Source organism: Agrobacterium sp. CFBP2214, assembly GCF_030209895.1.
GTDB classification, from domain to species: domain Bacteria; phylum Pseudomonadota; class Alphaproteobacteria; order Rhizobiales; family Rhizobiaceae; genus Agrobacterium; species Agrobacterium radiobacter.
The window spans coordinates 1-16,649 of sequence record NZ_JARVRC010000006.1 but is presented as its reverse complement, the minus strand read 5'-3'; the positions used below and the strand labels follow the sequence as shown (position 1 = coordinate 16,649).

General features: G+C 58.4%; 16 protein-coding genes, 1 pseudogene and 1 riboswitch. Of the genes and pseudogenes, 7 read left to right on the top strand and 10 right to left on the bottom strand.

The genetic code is table 11. The annotated features are described in order from the left end of the window. Nucleotides 1-55: 55 nt before the first annotated feature. Complete coding sequence (locus QRN60_RS15835; RefSeq protein ID WP_111817950.1) at nucleotides 56-1,402, bottom strand: dicarboxylate/amino acid:cation symporter; 1,347 nt, start codon at nucleotides 1,400-1,402, stop codon at nucleotides 56-58. A gap of 236 nt (nucleotides 1,403-1,638) precedes the next feature. Here QRN60_RS15835 and QRN60_RS15830 point away from each other — a divergent pair, with 236 nt between their 5' ends. Next, entirely contained in the window at nucleotides 1,639-3,480 is a 1,842-nt protein-coding gene (locus QRN60_RS15830) for a sensor histidine kinase (protein WP_111818787.1), read from the top strand. A gap of 1 nt (nucleotide 3,481) precedes the next feature. Further along, the gene (locus tag QRN60_RS15825) at nucleotides 3,482-4,846 is read left to right on the top strand and encodes a sigma-54-dependent transcriptional regulator (protein WP_060726897.1); all 1,365 of its coding nucleotides are present in this window, start codon (nucleotides 3,482-3,484) and stop codon (nucleotides 4,844-4,846) included. Nucleotides 4,847-4,944: 98 nt separating this feature from the next. Here QRN60_RS15825 and QRN60_RS15820 read toward each other — a convergent pair whose 3' ends face one another. Next, entirely contained in the window at nucleotides 4,945-5,436 is a 492-nt protein-coding gene (locus QRN60_RS15820) for a BA14K family protein (RefSeq protein ID WP_060726896.1), read from the bottom strand. 179 nt (nucleotides 5,437-5,615) lie between these two features. Between QRN60_RS15820 and QRN60_RS15815 the strand changes: the two genes are divergently transcribed. Next, the gene (locus tag QRN60_RS15815; RefSeq protein ID WP_087745761.1) at nucleotides 5,616-6,326 is read left to right on the top strand and encodes a GntR family transcriptional regulator; all 711 of its coding nucleotides are present in this window, start codon (nucleotides 5,616-5,618) and stop codon (nucleotides 6,324-6,326) included. A gap of 51 nt (nucleotides 6,327-6,377) precedes the next feature. Here the strand turns inward: QRN60_RS15815 and QRN60_RS15810 are convergent, their stop codons facing one another. Together QRN60_RS15810 and alr are read right to left on the bottom strand one after the other, a co-directional pair. Then, nucleotides 6,378-7,634, bottom strand: coding sequence for a D-amino acid dehydrogenase (locus QRN60_RS15810; RefSeq protein WP_003506393.1), 1,257 nt, complete (start codon nucleotides 7,632-7,634; stop codon nucleotides 6,378-6,380). A 7-nt stretch (nucleotides 7,635-7,641) separates the two neighbouring features. Further along, nucleotides 7,642-8,808: an alanine racemase gene (gene alr, locus QRN60_RS15805; protein ID WP_111817955.1), complete on the bottom strand. Its 1,167-nt coding sequence runs from the start codon at nucleotides 8,806-8,808 to the stop codon at nucleotides 7,642-7,644. A 126-nt stretch (nucleotides 8,809-8,934) separates the two neighbouring features. On the opposite strand from alr, the gene QRN60_RS15800 reads away from it, so the two are divergent. Continuing rightward, a complete protein-coding gene (locus QRN60_RS15800; RefSeq protein ID WP_003500727.1) occupies nucleotides 8,935-9,393 on the top strand; it encodes an Lrp/AsnC family transcriptional regulator in 459 nt (152 codons plus the stop codon). 208 nt (nucleotides 9,394-9,601) lie between these two features. Here the strand turns inward: QRN60_RS15800 and thiD are convergent, their stop codons facing one another. Genes thiD through QRN60_RS15775 form a run of 5 tightly spaced genes read right to left on the bottom strand, consistent with a single transcriptional unit; the run spans nucleotide 9,602 to nucleotide 13,514 of the window. After that, on the bottom strand, nucleotides 9,602-10,399 hold the full coding sequence (thiD, locus tag QRN60_RS15795; protein ID WP_111818786.1) for a bifunctional hydroxymethylpyrimidine kinase/phosphomethylpyrimidine kinase: 798 nt from the start codon (nucleotides 10,397-10,399) through the stop codon (nucleotides 9,602-9,604). Further along, entirely contained in the window at nucleotides 10,396-11,058 is a 663-nt protein-coding gene (gene thiE / locus QRN60_RS15790) for a thiamine phosphate synthase (protein WP_111818045.1), read from the bottom strand. The genes thiD and thiE overlap by 4 nt, the downstream gene beginning before the upstream one ends. After that, entirely contained in the window at nucleotides 11,045-11,785 is a 741-nt protein-coding gene (locus tag QRN60_RS15785; protein WP_111818046.1) for a hydroxyethylthiazole kinase, read from the bottom strand. The genes thiE and QRN60_RS15785 overlap by 14 nt, the downstream gene beginning before the upstream one ends. After that, complete coding sequence (locus tag QRN60_RS15780; protein WP_162686972.1) at nucleotides 11,782-12,732, bottom strand: ABC transporter substrate-binding protein; 951 nt, start codon at nucleotides 12,730-12,732, stop codon at nucleotides 11,782-11,784. Before QRN60_RS15780 ends, QRN60_RS15785 begins: the two co-directional genes overlap by 4 nt. Further along, on the bottom strand, nucleotides 12,729-13,514 hold the full coding sequence (locus tag QRN60_RS15775; protein ID WP_111818047.1) for an ABC transporter permease: 786 nt from the start codon (nucleotides 13,512-13,514) through the stop codon (nucleotides 12,729-12,731). The genes QRN60_RS15780 and QRN60_RS15775 overlap by 4 nt, the downstream gene beginning before the upstream one ends. A 126-nt stretch (nucleotides 13,515-13,640) precedes the next feature. Continuing rightward, nucleotides 13,641-13,743: riboswitch (TPP riboswitch) on the bottom strand. A 316-nt stretch (nucleotides 13,744-14,059) separates the two neighbouring features. Between QRN60_RS15775 and QRN60_RS15770 the strand changes: the two genes are divergently transcribed. The 3 genes from QRN60_RS15770 to QRN60_RS15760 all read left to right on the top strand — a co-directional run bounded on the left by QRN60_RS15770 (nucleotide 14,060) and on the right by QRN60_RS15760 (nucleotide 16,302). Beyond that, the gene (locus tag QRN60_RS15770) at nucleotides 14,060-15,376 is read left to right on the top strand and encodes a DUF6538 domain-containing protein (protein WP_111818048.1); all 1,317 of its coding nucleotides are present in this window, start codon (nucleotides 14,060-14,062) and stop codon (nucleotides 15,374-15,376) included. Between the two features lie 92 nt (nucleotides 15,377-15,468). After that, nucleotides 15,469-15,648, top strand: coding sequence for a hypothetical protein (locus QRN60_RS15765; RefSeq protein WP_111818049.1), 180 nt, complete (start codon nucleotides 15,469-15,471; stop codon nucleotides 15,646-15,648). Nucleotides 15,649-16,125: 477 nt separating this feature from the next. Next, nucleotides 16,126-16,302, top strand: coding sequence for a hypothetical protein (locus QRN60_RS15760; RefSeq protein WP_162686973.1), 177 nt, complete (start codon nucleotides 16,126-16,128; stop codon nucleotides 16,300-16,302). A gap of 151 nt (nucleotides 16,303-16,453) precedes the next feature. Here the strand turns inward: QRN60_RS15760 and QRN60_RS26610 are convergent. Then, a pseudogene (locus QRN60_RS26610) lies at nucleotides 16,454-16,649 on the bottom strand (hypothetical protein); the annotation flags it as partial.

Sequence of the window (16,649 nt, the reverse complement as noted above, 5' to 3'; positions counted from 1 at the left end):
TCTGTAGTTGCCTGCCCGGGAAAAACCGGGACAGGCCAGACCTTGGGAGGTCGTATTATTCGGCCGGCTGGACCGATGCCGGAAGCGAATCCACATCGGCGATGCCGGTGAACTCTTCCTTGCCGCTCAGAACGCGGGCAAGCTGGTCCTGATCCAGTTCGCCTTCCCAGCGGGCGACGACGATGGTGGCGACCGCATTACCGACGAAGTTGGTAAGCGCACGGCATTCTGACATGAAGCGGTCGATGCCGAGGATCAGCGCCATGCCGGCAACTGGAACCGAAGGCACGACGGAGAGCGTGGCTGCGAGCGTGATGAAGCCAGCGCCGGTGATGCCGGCCGCACCCTTGGACGAGAGCATGGCAACGAGCAGCAGGAGGATCTGTTCACCGAAGGAGAGGTGGATACCGGTCGCCTGTGCGATGAAGAGAGCGGCCAGCGTCATGTAGATGTTGGTGCCGTCAAGGTTGAAGGAGTAACCGGTGGGGATGACGAGGCCGACGACGGAGCGCTTGCAGCCCGCCCTTTCCATCTTGCTCATCAGGCCAGGCAGGGCGGCTTCGGAAGACGACGTGCCGAGAACCAGAAGCAGCTCTTCCTTGATGTAGCGGATAAGCGCGACGATGGAGAAACCGTTGTAACGGCAGACGGCGCCGAGAACCACGAACACGAACAGGAAGGAAGTGATGTAGAACGTGCCGATCAGCATGGCGAGGTTTGTAACGGACGAGATGCCGTATTTGCCGATGGTGAAGGCCATCGCGCCAAAAGCGCCGATGGGAGCGGCCTTCATCAGGATCGCGACCAGCTTGAAGATCGGATACATCAGGGCATGCATGAAATCGGTGACGGGCTTGCCCTTTTCGCCGACGACGCCGAGCGCGATGCCGAAGAGCACCGAGAAGAACAGTACCTGCAGAATATCGCCGCTGGCGAACGCGCCGACGATGGTGGTCGGGATGATGTTCATCAGGAAGCCGGTGATGGTCTGCTCATGGGCCTTGTCGGCGTAGGTCGCGACGGCCTTGGCATCCAGCGTGGCGGGATCGATGTTCATGCCGGCGCCCGGCTGCACGGTGTTGGCGACGATGAGGCCAACGATGAGCGCAAGCGTGGAGAATACCAGGAAGTAGATCATGGCCTTGCCGGCCACGCGGCCAACCTTCTTCATATCGTTCATGCCGGCGATGCCGGTCGCGACTGTGAGGAAGATGACGGGAGCGATGATCATCTTGACGAGGCGGATGAAGCCGTCGCCGAGCGGTTTCAGCTGTTCGCCGAAAGCCGGATAGAAATGGCCGAGCGCGATACCGGCGATGATGGCCACCAGAACCTGAAAATACAGGTGCTTGTAAAATGGCATTTTGGCGTGGCCTGCGGCCACGGCTGTCGTATCGATCATGTTTTTTCCTCCTCGGCCTCACCCTGCCTTTATTGGCCTCCCGGGATCGCCGTGTCGTTGACGGCTTCGCGCCGATTGTGGAGTCATGTGCAATACGCATGCCAGACTTGCTTATTTGCCGTAACCAGCTGATTTCAAAAGTAGTTTTTATTGAAGCTTCGCCGGCTCAAGGGCATTTGTGCGGAATTCCGGACAAAATCTCTTGCGATCTGTGCGTAAATCCGCACAATTATCCCATGACCTATCAGGATCAGACACCTCATTCCCAGGCGAAACGGCGGGCGCAATGGCTGGCGCTGGCGGGTCTGTGGCTGCTCGTCAGTCTTGGTGTTCTCTTGGTGGCCGATGAGTTCGCCCGCAACCAGGCACTACGGGCGGCGGGTTCCGAGGCCGCCACGGATGCCGAATTGAAGATCGCGCTTCTTAATGTTGCGCTGGAGCGGCCGCGCGCCATTCCGCTGGTCCTGTCAGGAGATCCCGATCTTGCCGCCGCGCTGGATGGTGGTGGTGCTCCTGCCCTCGATCGGCTGAACCGCAAGCTGGAAGGGCTTATTGAAGGTACGCAATCCTCGGTGATCTATGTGACCGGGCCGACCGGATTGACGATTGCGTCGAGCAATTGGCGGCAGGCGGACAGCTTTGTCGGTTCCAATTATGCTTTCCGCGAATATTTCCAGGCGGCGATGAAGACCGGCATGTCCGAACATTATGCGCTCGGCAATGTCAGCCGCCGGCCGGGTCTTTATATCTCCCGCCGCATCGATTCCGCCGACGGGCGGCCGCTTGGCGTCGTCATCGCCAAGGTCGAGTTCAACCGGCTGGAGACCGACTGGAATATCGGCGGCAAGCCGGTCTATGTGGTCGACAGAAACGGCGTCGTGCTGATGACCAGCGTGCCGGAATGGCGCTTCCGGACCGTCGCGCCGATTGATGAGGCGCAGCGGAAAATCATTTCCGAGAGCCTGCAATTTGGCAATGAGGCGCTTTCAACCTTGCCATTTCACGCTGCGCGGCGCTCAAGCGAGGGCGTTCCGCTCATTCATGTCGATCAACCGGGGAGCGAGCGCGGCGATTATCTGCAGCTCGAAATGCCGGTTCCGACCACTTCATGGACCCTGCATTATCTGCAGCCCGTGGCGCCGGCGCTGAACGCCACAATCCGCGAGGGCAGGGTGGTGGCGTTGGCGACGCTGATGCCGCTGATGGCGCTTTCGGCCCTGTGGCTGTGGCGCCGGCACAAGGCGCTCAGGGAAAAGGAAGAGGAACAGCGTGCCCGCACTGAGCTGGAAATGAAGGTGCAGGAACGCACCCGCGACCTGACCAGAACCCGCGATCACTTGCAGGCCGAAATCGCCCTGCATGAAAAAACCACCGGCGAGTTGCGTAATGTGCAGCACGAGCTGGTTCAGGCCAACCGCCTTTCCATTCTGGGGCAGGTGGCGGCGGGTGTGGCGCACGAGATCAATCAGCCGGTGGCGACGATCCGCGCCTTTGCCGACAATGCCCGCACCCTGCTGAAACGCGACCGCATGTCCGAGGCCACCGAAAATCTCGAAAACATCGCGGCGTTGACCGAGCGTATCGGCACCATTACCGGCGATCTGAAAATATTGGCCCGCAAGGGCCGCACCGCCGCCGAGCCTGTCAGCGTTCGCTTGGTCATCGAAGGCGCGGTCATGCTGTTGCGCAGCCGCTTTTCCGGGCAGATGGATGCGCTGGATATCGCGTTGCCGGATCAGGACCTGAAAGTGCTCGGCAGCCGTATCCGGCTGGAGCAGATCCTCATCAACCTTCTGCAAAATGCGCTGGAAGCCACTGAAGAGATTGGGGCGGCCCGTGTCGAGGTGCGTGTGCGCGAGGAAGGCGGCATGGTCGTGCTTTCCGTCTGCGACAATGGCACGGGTATTCCTGAAGCCATCCGCGCGCAGCTTTTTTCGCCCTTCAACACATCAAAGGAAAGCGGCCTCGGCCTCGGTCTCGTCATCTCCAACGATATTGCTTCGGATTATGGCGGGCGTATCGAGATGGAAAGCAGCGAGGCGGGTACTCGTTTTTCCGTATTTCTGAAGCGAGCATGACATGACGGTGGACGGAACCATATTCCTGGTGGACGACGACTCCCAGCTGCGCAAGGCGATGGTGCAGACGCTGGAACTCGATGGATTGCCGGTTACTTCGTTTTCTCGCGCAGAACAGGCGCTTGCGGCCTTGAACGAGGATTTCGACGGCGTCGTCATCACCGATGTGCGTATGCCGGGCATGACCGGGCTTGAGTTTTTCGACCATGTCCGCAAGATCGATGCCGATCTACCTGTCATCCTCATCACAGGGCATGGCGATGTGCCGATGGCCGTCGATGCGCTTCACAACGGTGCATATGATTTTATCGCCAAGCCATTTCCTGCCGAGCGCATGGTGGAAAGTGCCCGCCGGGCGCTGGAAAAGCGCCGGCTGGTGCTGGAAAACCGCGCCCTTCGCCGGGCGGCGGGGCAGGCAGAGGATGATCTGCCGCTGATCGGCCAGACGCCGGCCATGGAGCGCCTGCGCACCACGCTCCGGCACATTGCCGATACCGACGTGGATGTGCTGGTGGCAGGCGAGACGGGCAGCGGCAAGGAAGTGGTGGCAACGGCCCTTCACCGCTGGAGCAAGAAACGCTCAAAAGGCAATTTCGTGGCGCTCAATTGCGGGGCGCTGCCGGAAACGGTGATTGAAAGCGAGCTTTTCGGCCATGAGCCGGGAGCTTTTACCGGCGCACAGAAAAAACGCGTCGGCCGCATCGAACATTCGAGCGGCGGCACCCTGTTTCTGGATGAGATCGAAAGCATGCCGCTTGCGGTGCAGGTGAAGATGCTGCGTGTGCTGGAAATGCGCGAGGTCTCGCCACTCGGGTCGAACGAGGAGCGGCCGGTCGATATTCGCGTGGTGGCGGCGGCCAAGGTCGATCTTGGCGATCCGTCCGAACGTGGTACGTTTCGCGAGGACCTCTATTACCGGCTGAATGTGGTGACGCTGTCCATTCCGCCGCTGCGCGAACGCAAGGCGGATATTCCGCTGCTGTTCTCCCATTTCGTCACCAAGGCCGCCAACCGTTTCAACATGCCGGTGCCGCAGATCAGCGCCGGTATTTCCCGTCGCCTCAATGACCACGATTGGCCGGGCAATGTGCGCGAACTCGGGCATTTCGCCGAAAGGGTGGTGCTGGGGTTGGAGACGGAACCGGCGGACGCGCCTGCATTGCAATCCGCGCTCCCCGCGTCCGGCACCTTGCCGGAGCGCATGGATGAGATCGAAGCGCGCATCATCCGCGAAACGCTGGAACAATCGAATGGCGACGTGGCGGAAACCATCGCCACGCTCGGCATAGCCCGCAAGACCTTTTACGACAAGCTGCAACGCCACGGCATCAACCGGGCGGATTATGTGAAGAGCGGCGCGGCGTGAGCCGGCGCGGGGCCCGGTTGACGCATGATGAAAAGCCGCGGACGTTTCCGTCCACGGCCTGACAATAACGACCATAATTGTGCCGAAGGTCGGCTTGATCAACCCGCTACGCAGAAATGACGCTGGCCATCATAATCCGTATAGGTCCCGGTGCGGGAATTGAAGCTCCGGTAACGCTGCGAGCAATAGTCGTACCAGGCGTTGGTCCAGGGCTCGATGGTGCGATAGGTGGCACGCTGGCCGTAAACCGGGCGGCTGTCATAGACAGGCTGCGGGCGATAGACCGGGGCGGGGCGATAAACAGGCTGCGGCTGCGGCCGATAATAACGATAGTCCGGCTCTTCGTAGACGTAGCTCGGCTCATAACGACGGGGCGGGTCGATATAGACGCGCTCATCATCCACCGGCGCCGGGCGGGACATTGCGGAGCCGACGGCGACACCAGCGGCAAGACCGAGTACGCCACCCAGAATGGCAGCATCGCGACGATCACGGCGGTCCCAGTCGCCAGCGGATGCGCTGCTCAAGGGAACAATGGTAGCGGCGGCGACAGCAATTGTCAGAACTGTTTTAGCTGCAAAGGACGACATGGTGTGTTCTTCCGTACAGGTGGCAGGGTGCTGCCAGTTGCAAATTCGATGGTTAAGGAAATACAGCCCGGCTGCTGAACGGGCGCTGAATGAATTGTGGCGGACCGGCGGCTGCCCGCAATTCCTGTTTGCGTGCGCCGCACTTCGCGCTAGAACTCAAGAACAAACAGGACGCCCCGATGAGCCTTTCCCAGATAACCGTCAATTCCGACACCTCGCATGAAGACCGCGCCCAGGCCATTCGCGATACGCTGCGTGACGCCATTGTCGATCGCAGGCTCGCACCGGGCACGAAGCTGTCGGAATCGGAAGTGGGAACGCTGTTCGATGTCAGCCGCACGGTGGTGCGCGCGGCATTGCAGATGCTGGCTTACGAAGGGCTGGTGAAGGCGGAACGCAACCGGGGGGCCTTCGTCTCCAATCCGACGCCGGACGAAGCGCGACAGGTTTTCGCCTCGCGCCGGCTGATCGAACCGGGCGTCGTGGATGCGGCAATCGAAAAAATCACGCCTGCGGCTGTGGCACGGCTAAGGGAGCATCTGGTGCAGGAAAGCCGCCACCAGCATGAACGTGGCCCGAGCGCCAGACGCGCGGAAATCAAGGCATCGGGCGATTTCCACCTGATGCTGGCCTCGCTTGCCGGCAATGCCATTCTGGAAAAATTCATGGACGAACTGGTCGCCCGCTCGTCGCTGGTGATCGCGCTTTATGGCCGCTCGGGTGTCTCGAGCTGCGGCCACAATGATCATGCCGATCTCTTGGATGCGCTAGAAGTAAAGGATACGGCAAAGGCCCGCGCGCTGATGTTGCAGCATCTCGACCACATCGAGGCCGACCTTGATCTGCGCATGATGGAAGGTCTGGCGCTGAAGGATGCGCTGGCGCTCTGATTGACTGCCCATCCCGTCTCGCGGGACGGGGATGGGCGGACTAAACTCGCATCAGGCGGCGTAACGGCTGATCGCCAGATCGTGCGTATCTATCTCGGGCTTGTTCCCGCTGATGAGATCGGCAAGCACCCGTGCGGAGCCGCAGGACATGGTCCAGCCGAGCGTGCCGTGGCCGGTATTGAGATAAAGATTGCTGTATCGGGTAGCGCCGATGACAGGCGTACCATCCGGCGTCATCGGGCGCAGGCCGCACCAGAATTTCGCCTGGGTCTGGTCACCAGCCCCGCCGAACAGGTCTTCCACCGAATGAGCCAGTGTTTCCTGCCGCGCGGCCGGCAAATCCTTGCTGAAGCCGGCGATTTCAGCCATGCCGCCGGCGCGGATGCGTGAGCCGAGCCGCGTGATCGCCACCTTGAAGGTCTCGTCCATGACCGTGGAGACGGGCGCGCGCTCCTCCTTCACGATCGGAACCGTGATGGAATACCCCTTCACCGGGTAAACCGGCAGAGTAAGGCCAAGCTGGCGCAGGAATTGCGGAGAATAGCTGCCGAGTGCGGCGACGAAAATGTCAGCCTCCACCAGTCCCCGGGTGGTTTCCACCGCCTTGACACGTCCCGCTTCAACGATGGGGCGCATGATGCCGGTATCGTAAAGGAAGGTAACGCCGGCTTCTTCGGCCATGCGGGCAAGTTCGGTGGTAAACATGAAGCAATCGCCGGTCTCGTCGCCCGGCAGGCGCAGGCCGCCCACGATCTTCTCCTTCGCCGGCGCGAGGCCGGGTTCGATGGCGGCGCAGCCGTCGCGGTCGAGAATTTCGAAAGGCACGCCGCCTGCCGTCAGCACGTCGACATCCTTGCCGATGGCGTCGAACTGCTTCTGGGTGCGGAATACTTCGAGCGTGCCCTGCATGCGCTGGTCATATTCGATGCCGGTCTCTTCACGCAGGGCCATCAGGCAATCGCGGCTATATTCGGCGACGCGCACCATGCGGCTCTTGTTGATGGCATAACGTGCCGAGGTGCAGTTGCGCAGCATCTGGCTCATCCAGCGCCAGGCGGCCGGGTCGGCCGTCGGGCGGATGATCAGCGGCGCGTGTTTCATGAACAGCCATTTCATCGCCTTCATCGGAATGCCGGGGGCAGCCCAGGGCGAGGAATAGCCGGGGGAAACCTCTCCCGCATTGGCGAAGCTGGTTTCCAGCGCCGCGGCCGGTTGGCGGTCGATCACCGTCACCTTGTGTCCGGCTTTGGCCAGATACCAGGCGGATGTCACGCCGACGACGCCGGCTCCGAGGATAGTGACGTTCATGATCGTCTCACTTGTGATTGACTGATGTTGAAGCAATGGCCGGGGTTTCACCCGGCTGAATGTAACTGCGGCGATAACGGCGTCCGAGGCCTGTCAGGATCTCATAGGCGATCGTGCCCGCATCGTCGGCAATGTCTTCCAGCGTCTGGTCTGGCCCGATCATCTGCACGAGACTGCCTTGCGTCAATGCGTCTTCGGGCAGGGCGGATATGTCGAGAATAATGCTGTCCATCGAAACGCGGCCCGCAATCGGCAGGCGCACGCCGTTATACCACGCCGCGCCGCGATTGCTGAGCGAACGCGGCAGGCCATCAGCGTAACCGGCCGCGATTGTCGCAAGGCGCGTCGGACCGGCTGCCTCGAAAGATCCGCCGTAACCGACCAGCGAACCGGCTGGAACAGTGCGGGTCTGGATGACGGCGAGGTCAAGACGAACGACCGGCTTCATCGGGTTGGGGCGGGCAACAGAGGGGGCGCCGCCATAAAGCGCGATGCCGGGGCGCAGGAGATGATTGTGGTAATCATTGCCCAGAAAGATGCCGCCGGAGTTGGAAAAACAGACCGGTACATCAGGGAAAGCAATGGCAGCTTTGCGCATCACCGAAAGCTGAGCGGCATTGGAGGCATGGTTCGGTTCGTCGGCGCAGGCGAGGTGGCTCATGATGAAGGCGATGTCGATACCATCAAGCAATTGCGGCTGCGAGGCGAGGACTTCAAGCTCTTCGGGGGAAAGGCCGAGACGGCACATGCCGGTATCGATCTGCACCGCGGCGGCAAGCCTTTTGCCAAGCTTCTTGGCATGGCCTGACCATTGAGCGATCTGCTCCAGTGAGTTCAGAACCGGGGTAATGGCCATGGCCGCGCAGGAGGTTTCATTGCCAGGCTGAAGACCATTGAGGACGAAAATCCGCACTTCTGCCGAAAGTCGGAGCCTGAGCGCCAGCGCTTCATCGATATGGGCGACGAAGAAATTGCGGCAACCGGCCTCGAACAGGGTCTGCGAGACGATATCCGCACCCAGGCCATAGGCATCGGCCTTGATGACGGCCGCCGTCTGCGATGCTGGCGCCATCGCCGCGAGGGTCAGATAATTGTCGCGCAATGCGCCGAGGTCGATGGTCAGATGACCGCTTGCACCACCGGCTGCCTGCTGGCGGCTGATCTGCATATCCATGTCGTTCACCCTCATTTTTATCTCATGAGGGTATTGCAACGATTATCGAATTTCTTGGCGATTGTTCGAAGGAAATGCGATAGGATTCGCAATCACACAATTTTCTTTTGCTAATTGGAATCTTCTATGTCGTCACTCGATGCGACCGACCGCCATATCATCCGCCTGCTTCGGCTCAATGCCCGCATCAGTAATGCCAAGCTTGCCGCAGAGGTCGGACTTTCGGCATCCGCCTGCCTTCGCCGGGTCGATATTCTCGAGCGGGAAGGGATTATTCGCGGGTACACGGCGCTGACCAGCGGTCTTGCCGGCGGCGAGGTGATTTCGGTCATCGTGCAGATTACGCTGGATCGGCAAACGGAGGATTTTCTCAACCGTTTCGAAAACGCGGTGCGGCGATATCCGGAAATCCGCGAATGTTATCTGATGACGGGTGGCTCGGATTATTTTCTGCGCTGCGAGGCGGAAAGTGCGGGGGATTTCGAGCGCATTCACAAGGAAATTCTGTCGAAACTGCCGGGGGTTTCGCGCATTCATTCGAGTTTTGCGATCCGGAATGTGCTGGCGACGCCGAAGGCGAGGTAGCGTGGAGTGTAGGGCTTACCCCCCTCTGTCCTGCCGGACATCTCCCCCTCAAGGGGGGAGATCGGATGGAGCCACGGCTTGTTCCCTCGCAATCATCTACTATCAATAAAGTGGCGTCACTGAATGTCGTGGGCCAGCCACTTGTCGATCTCCCCCCTTGAGGGGGAGATGTCCGGCAGGACAGAGGGGGTAAGCCCCGCACTCTGCACTAACGCCACCACCGATAAAAATGATGCACCGGCCCCCGCCCATGTCCAACGGCAAGCCCCCGCCCGGCATCGAGCGCCCCGCTCAGATACTCCTTCGCAAGCCCCACCGCTTCCCGCAACTCACAACCCCTGGCAAGATAAGCCGTGATCGCCGCCGCCAGCGTGCACCCCGTCCCGTGGTCATTCTTCGTCTCCACCCGTGCCACGGAAAGCGCCTGCATGGCGCCGTCCGCAAACAGATAATCCGTACTCTGCGGCCCCTCACCATGGCCGCCCTTGATGAGCACCGCTTTCGCACCCGCCTTCAGGATTGCATCGGCCTGACGGGTAATCTCCTTCTCCGTGGTGGCCATCGGCGTGCCGGTCAGCAACGCCGCTTCCGGCAGGTTCGGCGTGACGATGGCGGCGAGCGGCAAAAGCTCGCGCCGCAATGTCTCGATGGCATCTTCATGCAGCAAACGGTCGCCTGACGTCGCCACCATGACCGGATCCAGCACCACAGGCTGTGATTGCTGCCGAAGCCGTTCGGCGATGGCGGCGATGGTTTCGATCCGCGATACCATGCCGATCTTCACCGCATTGACGGCAAGATCGGAGAAAACCGCCTCCATCTGCGCGACGATTGTGGCCACGGAAATATCCTCCACCGCGGTCACGCCTCTGGTGTTCTGGGCGGTGATGGCGGTGATGACGCTGGCCGCATAGGTATCAAGCGCTGAAAAGGTCTTGATATCAGCCTGAATGCCCGCGCCGCCGCCGCTGTCGGAGCCGGCAATGGTCAATGCAATTGATGTCATGGTTGTCTTGCTTTCAGCGTTGCGTCAATTGCGGAGCGGAAGTCCTTGGCTGCACTGGCAATATCGCCCGCGCGGAAAATGGCGGAAATGACCGCGACACCATCCGCCCCCGCCTCGATGACGGAGGGTACGCGCGCAAGATCGATGCCGGCAATGGCGCCCACCGGCATATCCGGCCGCCATTCCTTCAGAAGGGCGCGTAGCGTCGAAAAACCGTCGATCCCGACCGGCTTGTCCGGATTGACCTTGGAAACGGTTTCGAACACGCCGCCAATGCAGGCATAATCGACGGGCATGGAAGCTGCCCGTTCGGCATCGGTGCGATTCTTGACGGTGAGGCCGATGATCGCCTTTTCGCCGAGAATGCGCCTTGCGGTCTTCGCATCCATGTCGTCGGCGCCGAGATGCACCCCGTCCGCGCCAGAAGCGAGCGCCACATCCACACGGTCGTTGATGACGAGCGGAACACCGGTGCCGGCGATGGCCTCATGAATGGCGCGGGCGTTTTCGATCATCTCCCGCGTCGAGCCGTTCTTGTCGCGATATTGCAGAATGGTCGCGCCATTGAGTGCGGCGGCCAGAGCAAGCTCCGGCAGCGGCGCGACATCGCTAAGGCTTGCGTCTACCAATGCGTTGAGGCGGTAATCAACCTTGTTCATGCTCTATCCTCGCGTGATTGATGATGTCCTCACCGGAAATTTCGGAAAGCGCATCCAGAAACGCCGGTTCGAATGTGCCGGGGCCTCCGGCGCGTCTGGCGGCGAGTTCGGCGGAAACGCCTGTCACGGCAAGGGCGGAGGCCGCCGCCGTCAGTGCGTCTTTTTCCACCGCCATGAAGGCGGCGATGACGCCGCCCGACAGGCAACCAGTGCCAGTCACCTTCGCCATCCACGGATGGCCGTTGACGATCCTGACGCTGCGGGTCGCGTCGCTGAGGTGATCCACAGGCCCGGTCTCGATCCTCACCACATCAGGCACATCGCCGATCAGGCTCATTTCGGCGTGATTGCCGCGCACGATCGTCGGGGAAAGTGCGATGAGTTCGCGCGCGAACTCCAGTCGCGACGGTGAATAATCGCAATGCACGGGGTCGACGATCCACGGCTTGCCGGAGGCATTGGCGATCTCTATCGCCAGCCGGATGACCCCGCGCCGTTCGGCATCCAGTGTGCCGAGATTGACGGTCAGTGCATCCGCCTTGGCCACGAAGCTCTCGATTTCCTCGAGCGAGGTGGTCATGGAAGGAATTCCGCCGACGACGGTGATGCCGTCTGCGGTGAATTTCTGCACCACGGTGTTCATCAGGCAATGTACGCGCGGGCGCGTGTTGCGCACGCGCTCCAGTATGTCGGCGGCCTTTGTTGCTGTTGGATAAGTCGTGGTCATGGCTGTTGCAGCTCCACGGCAATGTCGTCCGCCGCCGGCGCCTGCTTGATCAGCTGCATCTCCTGCATGAAAGCGCCGAAACGGGCATAACGGGTGCGGTCGAGTGCGGCGGGGCGCTTGGCGAAACGCGGCAGCGTGTCGAAGAAGGCCTGCTTGTTCAGCGCGTCATCAAGGTTCGGATAGGCCTTGATGAAAAGCTGCCAGGATTCCTGTGGGTGGTTGGTGATGAAGATCGCGGCCTGTTCTACGGCCGAGAGGAAACGCGGCAGGCGGCTGTCCTTTACGAGATCGCGATGGGTGACGAAGATCAGCTCGTCATAGGCCGGAACGCCATGTTCCTCGGGAAAGAAGGAGCGGCCCTCATGTCCCTCGAGCTTCATCTGCGTCAGCTCGAAATTGCGGAAACCGCCAAGCGTGGCATCCACCTTGCCAGCGATCAGCGACGGTGAGAGCGAAAAATTGACGTTGATGAGTTCGACATCATCCTTCGTCAGCCCGTCCTTTTCCAGCATGCGCTTCAGCATGGCATCTTCGAAGCCGGACACGGAAAAGCCGACCTTTTTGCCCTTCAGATCCTTCAGGCTCTTGATCGGCCCATCGGCGAGAACGGTGACGGTATTGAGGGGCGTTTCGACCAGCGTGCCGAAACGCACGAGCGGCAGGCCGGCGTCGTGGTCGAGATAGAGGTTCGGCTGGTAATGCACGCCAATATCGGCCTGTTTTGCCGAGACGAGACGCGGCACGGCGGAGGGGTCTGCGGGCGGAACCAGTTCCACTTCCAGCCCGGCATCGGCAAACAGGCCGCGTTCCCTGGCGATCACCATCGGCGCATGATCCGGATTCACGAACCATTCGAGCAATACGGTGAGCTTGTCGGCCGCCTGGGATTGCATGGGCGCAAGCACGCTTGCAGCCGCGACGACGAGGGAAAGAAGAGTTCGTTTCATGGTGCCGAAAGTCTCCGCAAATATCTGAAAGGAGTGGTGTGTTCTGTTTCTTTGGCCCAGGGGGCGAGATGGGCTGTCGAGAGATCGACGATAAGCCGCAGCAACACCGCCATGACCGCGAGAATGGCCATGGCGGCGAACATGGTGTCGGTCTGCATCCGGGCATTGGACTGGATCATCACAAATCCGAGCCCTGCGGATGCGCCCACCCATTCGCCGATGACGGCGCCCAGCGGAGCGAGCGGCGCTGCCACCCTCAGGCCCGAGATCAGCGACGGGAGCGCCAGCGGCACACGCAACCGGGTGAGGACCTGCCAGTGGCTCGCCTTTGTCAGCGAAGCGGCGTCGAGGATGGCGCGCTCCGTGCGGTTGAGGCCGTCAGTGAAGGAGGACGCGACCGGAAAGAAGATGATGATCGCCGCCATGACCACTTTCGAGGCCATGCCGAAACCGAACCAGAGGACGAGAATGGGGGCGAGCACGAACACCGGAAAGGCCTGCAACACCAGAACCATGGGCCAGACGAGGCGGCCGAGGCGCGGGATGGCGGCAATGGTGAAAGCGACGAGAATGCCGGCGGCGATGCCTGCCGCAAGCCCGAGCGCCATTTCGCTGAGCGTCACCATTGCCTGCCCGAACAGGAAACCGGGCTGGCGCAGGAAAGCGCCGGCAACATCAGCGGGCGATGGCAGAATATAGCGGGGTGGCGCAAACAGCCACGTCCCCGCCTGCCAGAGAACCAGCAGAAGACCGACACCGTTCAGCGCATGGGTGGCACGCATGGGCCGGACCTCAGACGCAGACGCACCGTGTGCGAAGGGCGGAAGGTTTCAGCATCATCATTCGTCTCCAGATGTGACAATCACGGAGATCAGGGCAAAGCGGAGAAGAGAAAGGGCAGCGCCCCTCGGGCGCGACAGTTCCGTTCCTACGCCGGCATGACCCGGATCAGGTAGATAAGGGTTCGGCGCAATACCGTCTCAGTGCCGTAGCACACCCCTCGGAAGAGATTGATTTCATAGGAGAATTCAAAACTCATGTCAATCGTCAGGCTTCAAATGTTGCTTGCTGAAGATGTCACATCGGCAAATTGCTAATAGATTTGCTAATAGTTCATCTGAAAATCTTTCAGATGAATTAGTATAATTGGCGTCTTATTCGATTTGTTTTCAAAACAAATAAGAAATAATAATTCGTTTTGAAAACAAAAATCGCAAAAAACAGAAATAAAATCCGACGTATTGACTAATATCGCCAATTTATACTAATATTCGACATCATCAATATTTAAGAGGTTGAGGTCGGGATTTGTTAGGGAGATTTGTTCATGGGTGTTCATCCCAATCTTATAAGGCGTGAAAACGGCTACTACTACTTCGTCATGAATGTTCCGAAACGGCTAAAGCCGTTGACGAAACATCGCCAGATTTGGCGGTCTTTGAGGACGAAGGATGAGGCGACTGCGCGGAGGCGATTGCCCGTTGAGCAGGTAAAATATGCGGTCCCCATGGACAACGATATTGTGCCGGATGACGTTCGCATTGATTACAGCGAGATAAAGTTAACGGCAAAAAAGCTCAATGTTGAATATTTTCCTCACTCAGACTTGAGCAATTTCAACGTGTCGCAGTTGCTCCAAGCATACGAAGCCAGAGAAAGTGTTAAGGCGCTCAAGTCCACGCTGAATCCAGTTGAGACCGTTGCGATTGCCGGGGCGCTGGAGACTCCCCCTTTGCTATGGGACAAAGCATTCAAACTATTTCAAGAGTTGTCGCCTGAGAAAGTCTTTGGCGTGAACGAAGTAGAGAAGAGGCGGAAGTGGCGTCGGTTTGAGCAGGCGACCGAAGACTTCTTGAAGCGGATGCCCACGCACACAGATGTTCTAAAAATAGAGAAACGCCATGTCGCTGAGTATCGCACGAAGCTAATTGCTGCGTGTGAAGAAGGGGAATTCAAGAGCGATGAAGCCAATAAGAAACTGATGTGGCTTCGGATCATCTTGGATGTCGTAATTTCCTCTCACTATCCAGAACGGGCAAACGCTTTTGAGAACTTCAAATCTATCAACCTTGAAGATGCCGCGAAACGGAAGCCGTTCACTGAAGCGGAAGTCAAAATTGCCAGAGCCGCGCTGAAGGAATCTTCGATGAGAGAAGAATGCAAAGCCATCGCGATCCTTGGCGAAATGACAGGCTGCGGTGTTCGAGAACTCATTTGGATGGAGGCAGCGGACATTAGTCTTGACGCTCCAATACCTTTCATCAGTGTGCGCCCTAACTCTTTGCGTAGAAAGGTAAAGAAGGGTGGGGTACGGCACAGAAATATTGTCCTAACGGGCGATGCTCTGGAAGTTATGAAGAGCTTTCCGAACGGGTTTCCATCTTTCCAAGACGGTCAAGGTTCGACGCGCATGAACTGTTCCATGTCCGATTTCTTTAGGAAGGTTGTTCCGGGGAAGGGACATTACTCATATCGCCATCGACTGGACGATCTATTGAAAAGATCAGGCTGCGATCTTGGTTTGAAAAGCGCCATCATGGGGCATTCCGTCAAAGGTCACGCGGTATATTACGGGCAGGGGTATTCTCTTGAAAACCAGAAGACAGCATTGGAAGCCGCATGGGCATACGCACGAAAAAATTAAACGAAAAACCAATATTATCAAAATGATATGCTGAGAAGTGAAACGAATTTATATTATGAATATCGGCATATCCCTGTCACGGGATATGAGACTTGCAAAAATATACAATCGATAAACTCGCGAACAGCGAGAGGCTGCGAAAGGAATTGTTTGAGACGATAGATTGGGTAATTGCCAATGCTAAAGCTCATGGTTTTGCAGAAGTGGCGATCAGCCATGCCAAGGCGAAAAAAAAGGTTCAATACGAACTCAATCTAATCATCGACTACTAAGGGGTGAGACCCCCTGCTACAGACGGCAAATGACGAGCTTTGATTGAGCCAGCCTGTGGATCAGGTGGTCTAAGGCGAATTAGAACCCTCTGAATCATGGTTTGTTCGCCTCTTGTGTTGACTGGAAATATTAAGGCGGCGATACTGCGAAGCAGCAAGCAGCACCTTCATTTTGTTTTTAATCAAAAGGTGCGCGCTCAATGGATCAGCAACTATCAGTCAAATTCCTATTCCTCGAAGCCAGTGCATCTGGTCTCGTGGCGGTAGTCCTCATCTTCATTCTGGCGATCTTAGCTATGGGGCTGGCGGCTTACAGGAAATGAGCGTCAGTACGCATTCCCGTTTTCCACCGGCAGAAGTAATAGATGCGGTGTAGGGGACATGTTGCAATAATATCATTGACGAGCCTCTCCCACATCTCATTATGCGAAGCAGCAGCAGCACCTTCATTCGTTTTTTAATGAAGAGGTGCGCCCGATGCCCAAAATCACCATAAAATTCCTGGGACTGGAAGTCTCTGCTCAAGGGATGGTGTCCGTTGTGCTTGCGTCGATCATCGCTCTAACTGCCTTGGCAGTAATCTGGGCATATCTCGAAAAGCGCGATCTTCCCCGTAAAAATAGTATTGCAAGCCAAACTCAACGCATGATTTAGTTTGCTTAGGGTAGATTGCAAATTAGGCGGCTGGAATGTTTCGGGACAACACTGTCTTCATAATTGGTGCTGGTGCAAGCCACGAGTTTGGCTTGCCTGTAGGTGAAGCACTCATGAAAACAATCCAAATCAATTGCAGGTTTAGATTTGATCACTGGTCAATGAACTGCCCCCCATTTCGACCGGACAGTCGGCATAAGCAGAAAGGCTCAAGCACAGGCTTGGGTATAGGCTTATGTCTAACGAGTACCGACACGTTGAATTGCTGACGGGTGATGTTCGCCGCAGGCGGTGGACAACCGAGCAAAAGCTGACGATCATTGAGCAGAGTTTCGAACCAGGCGAGA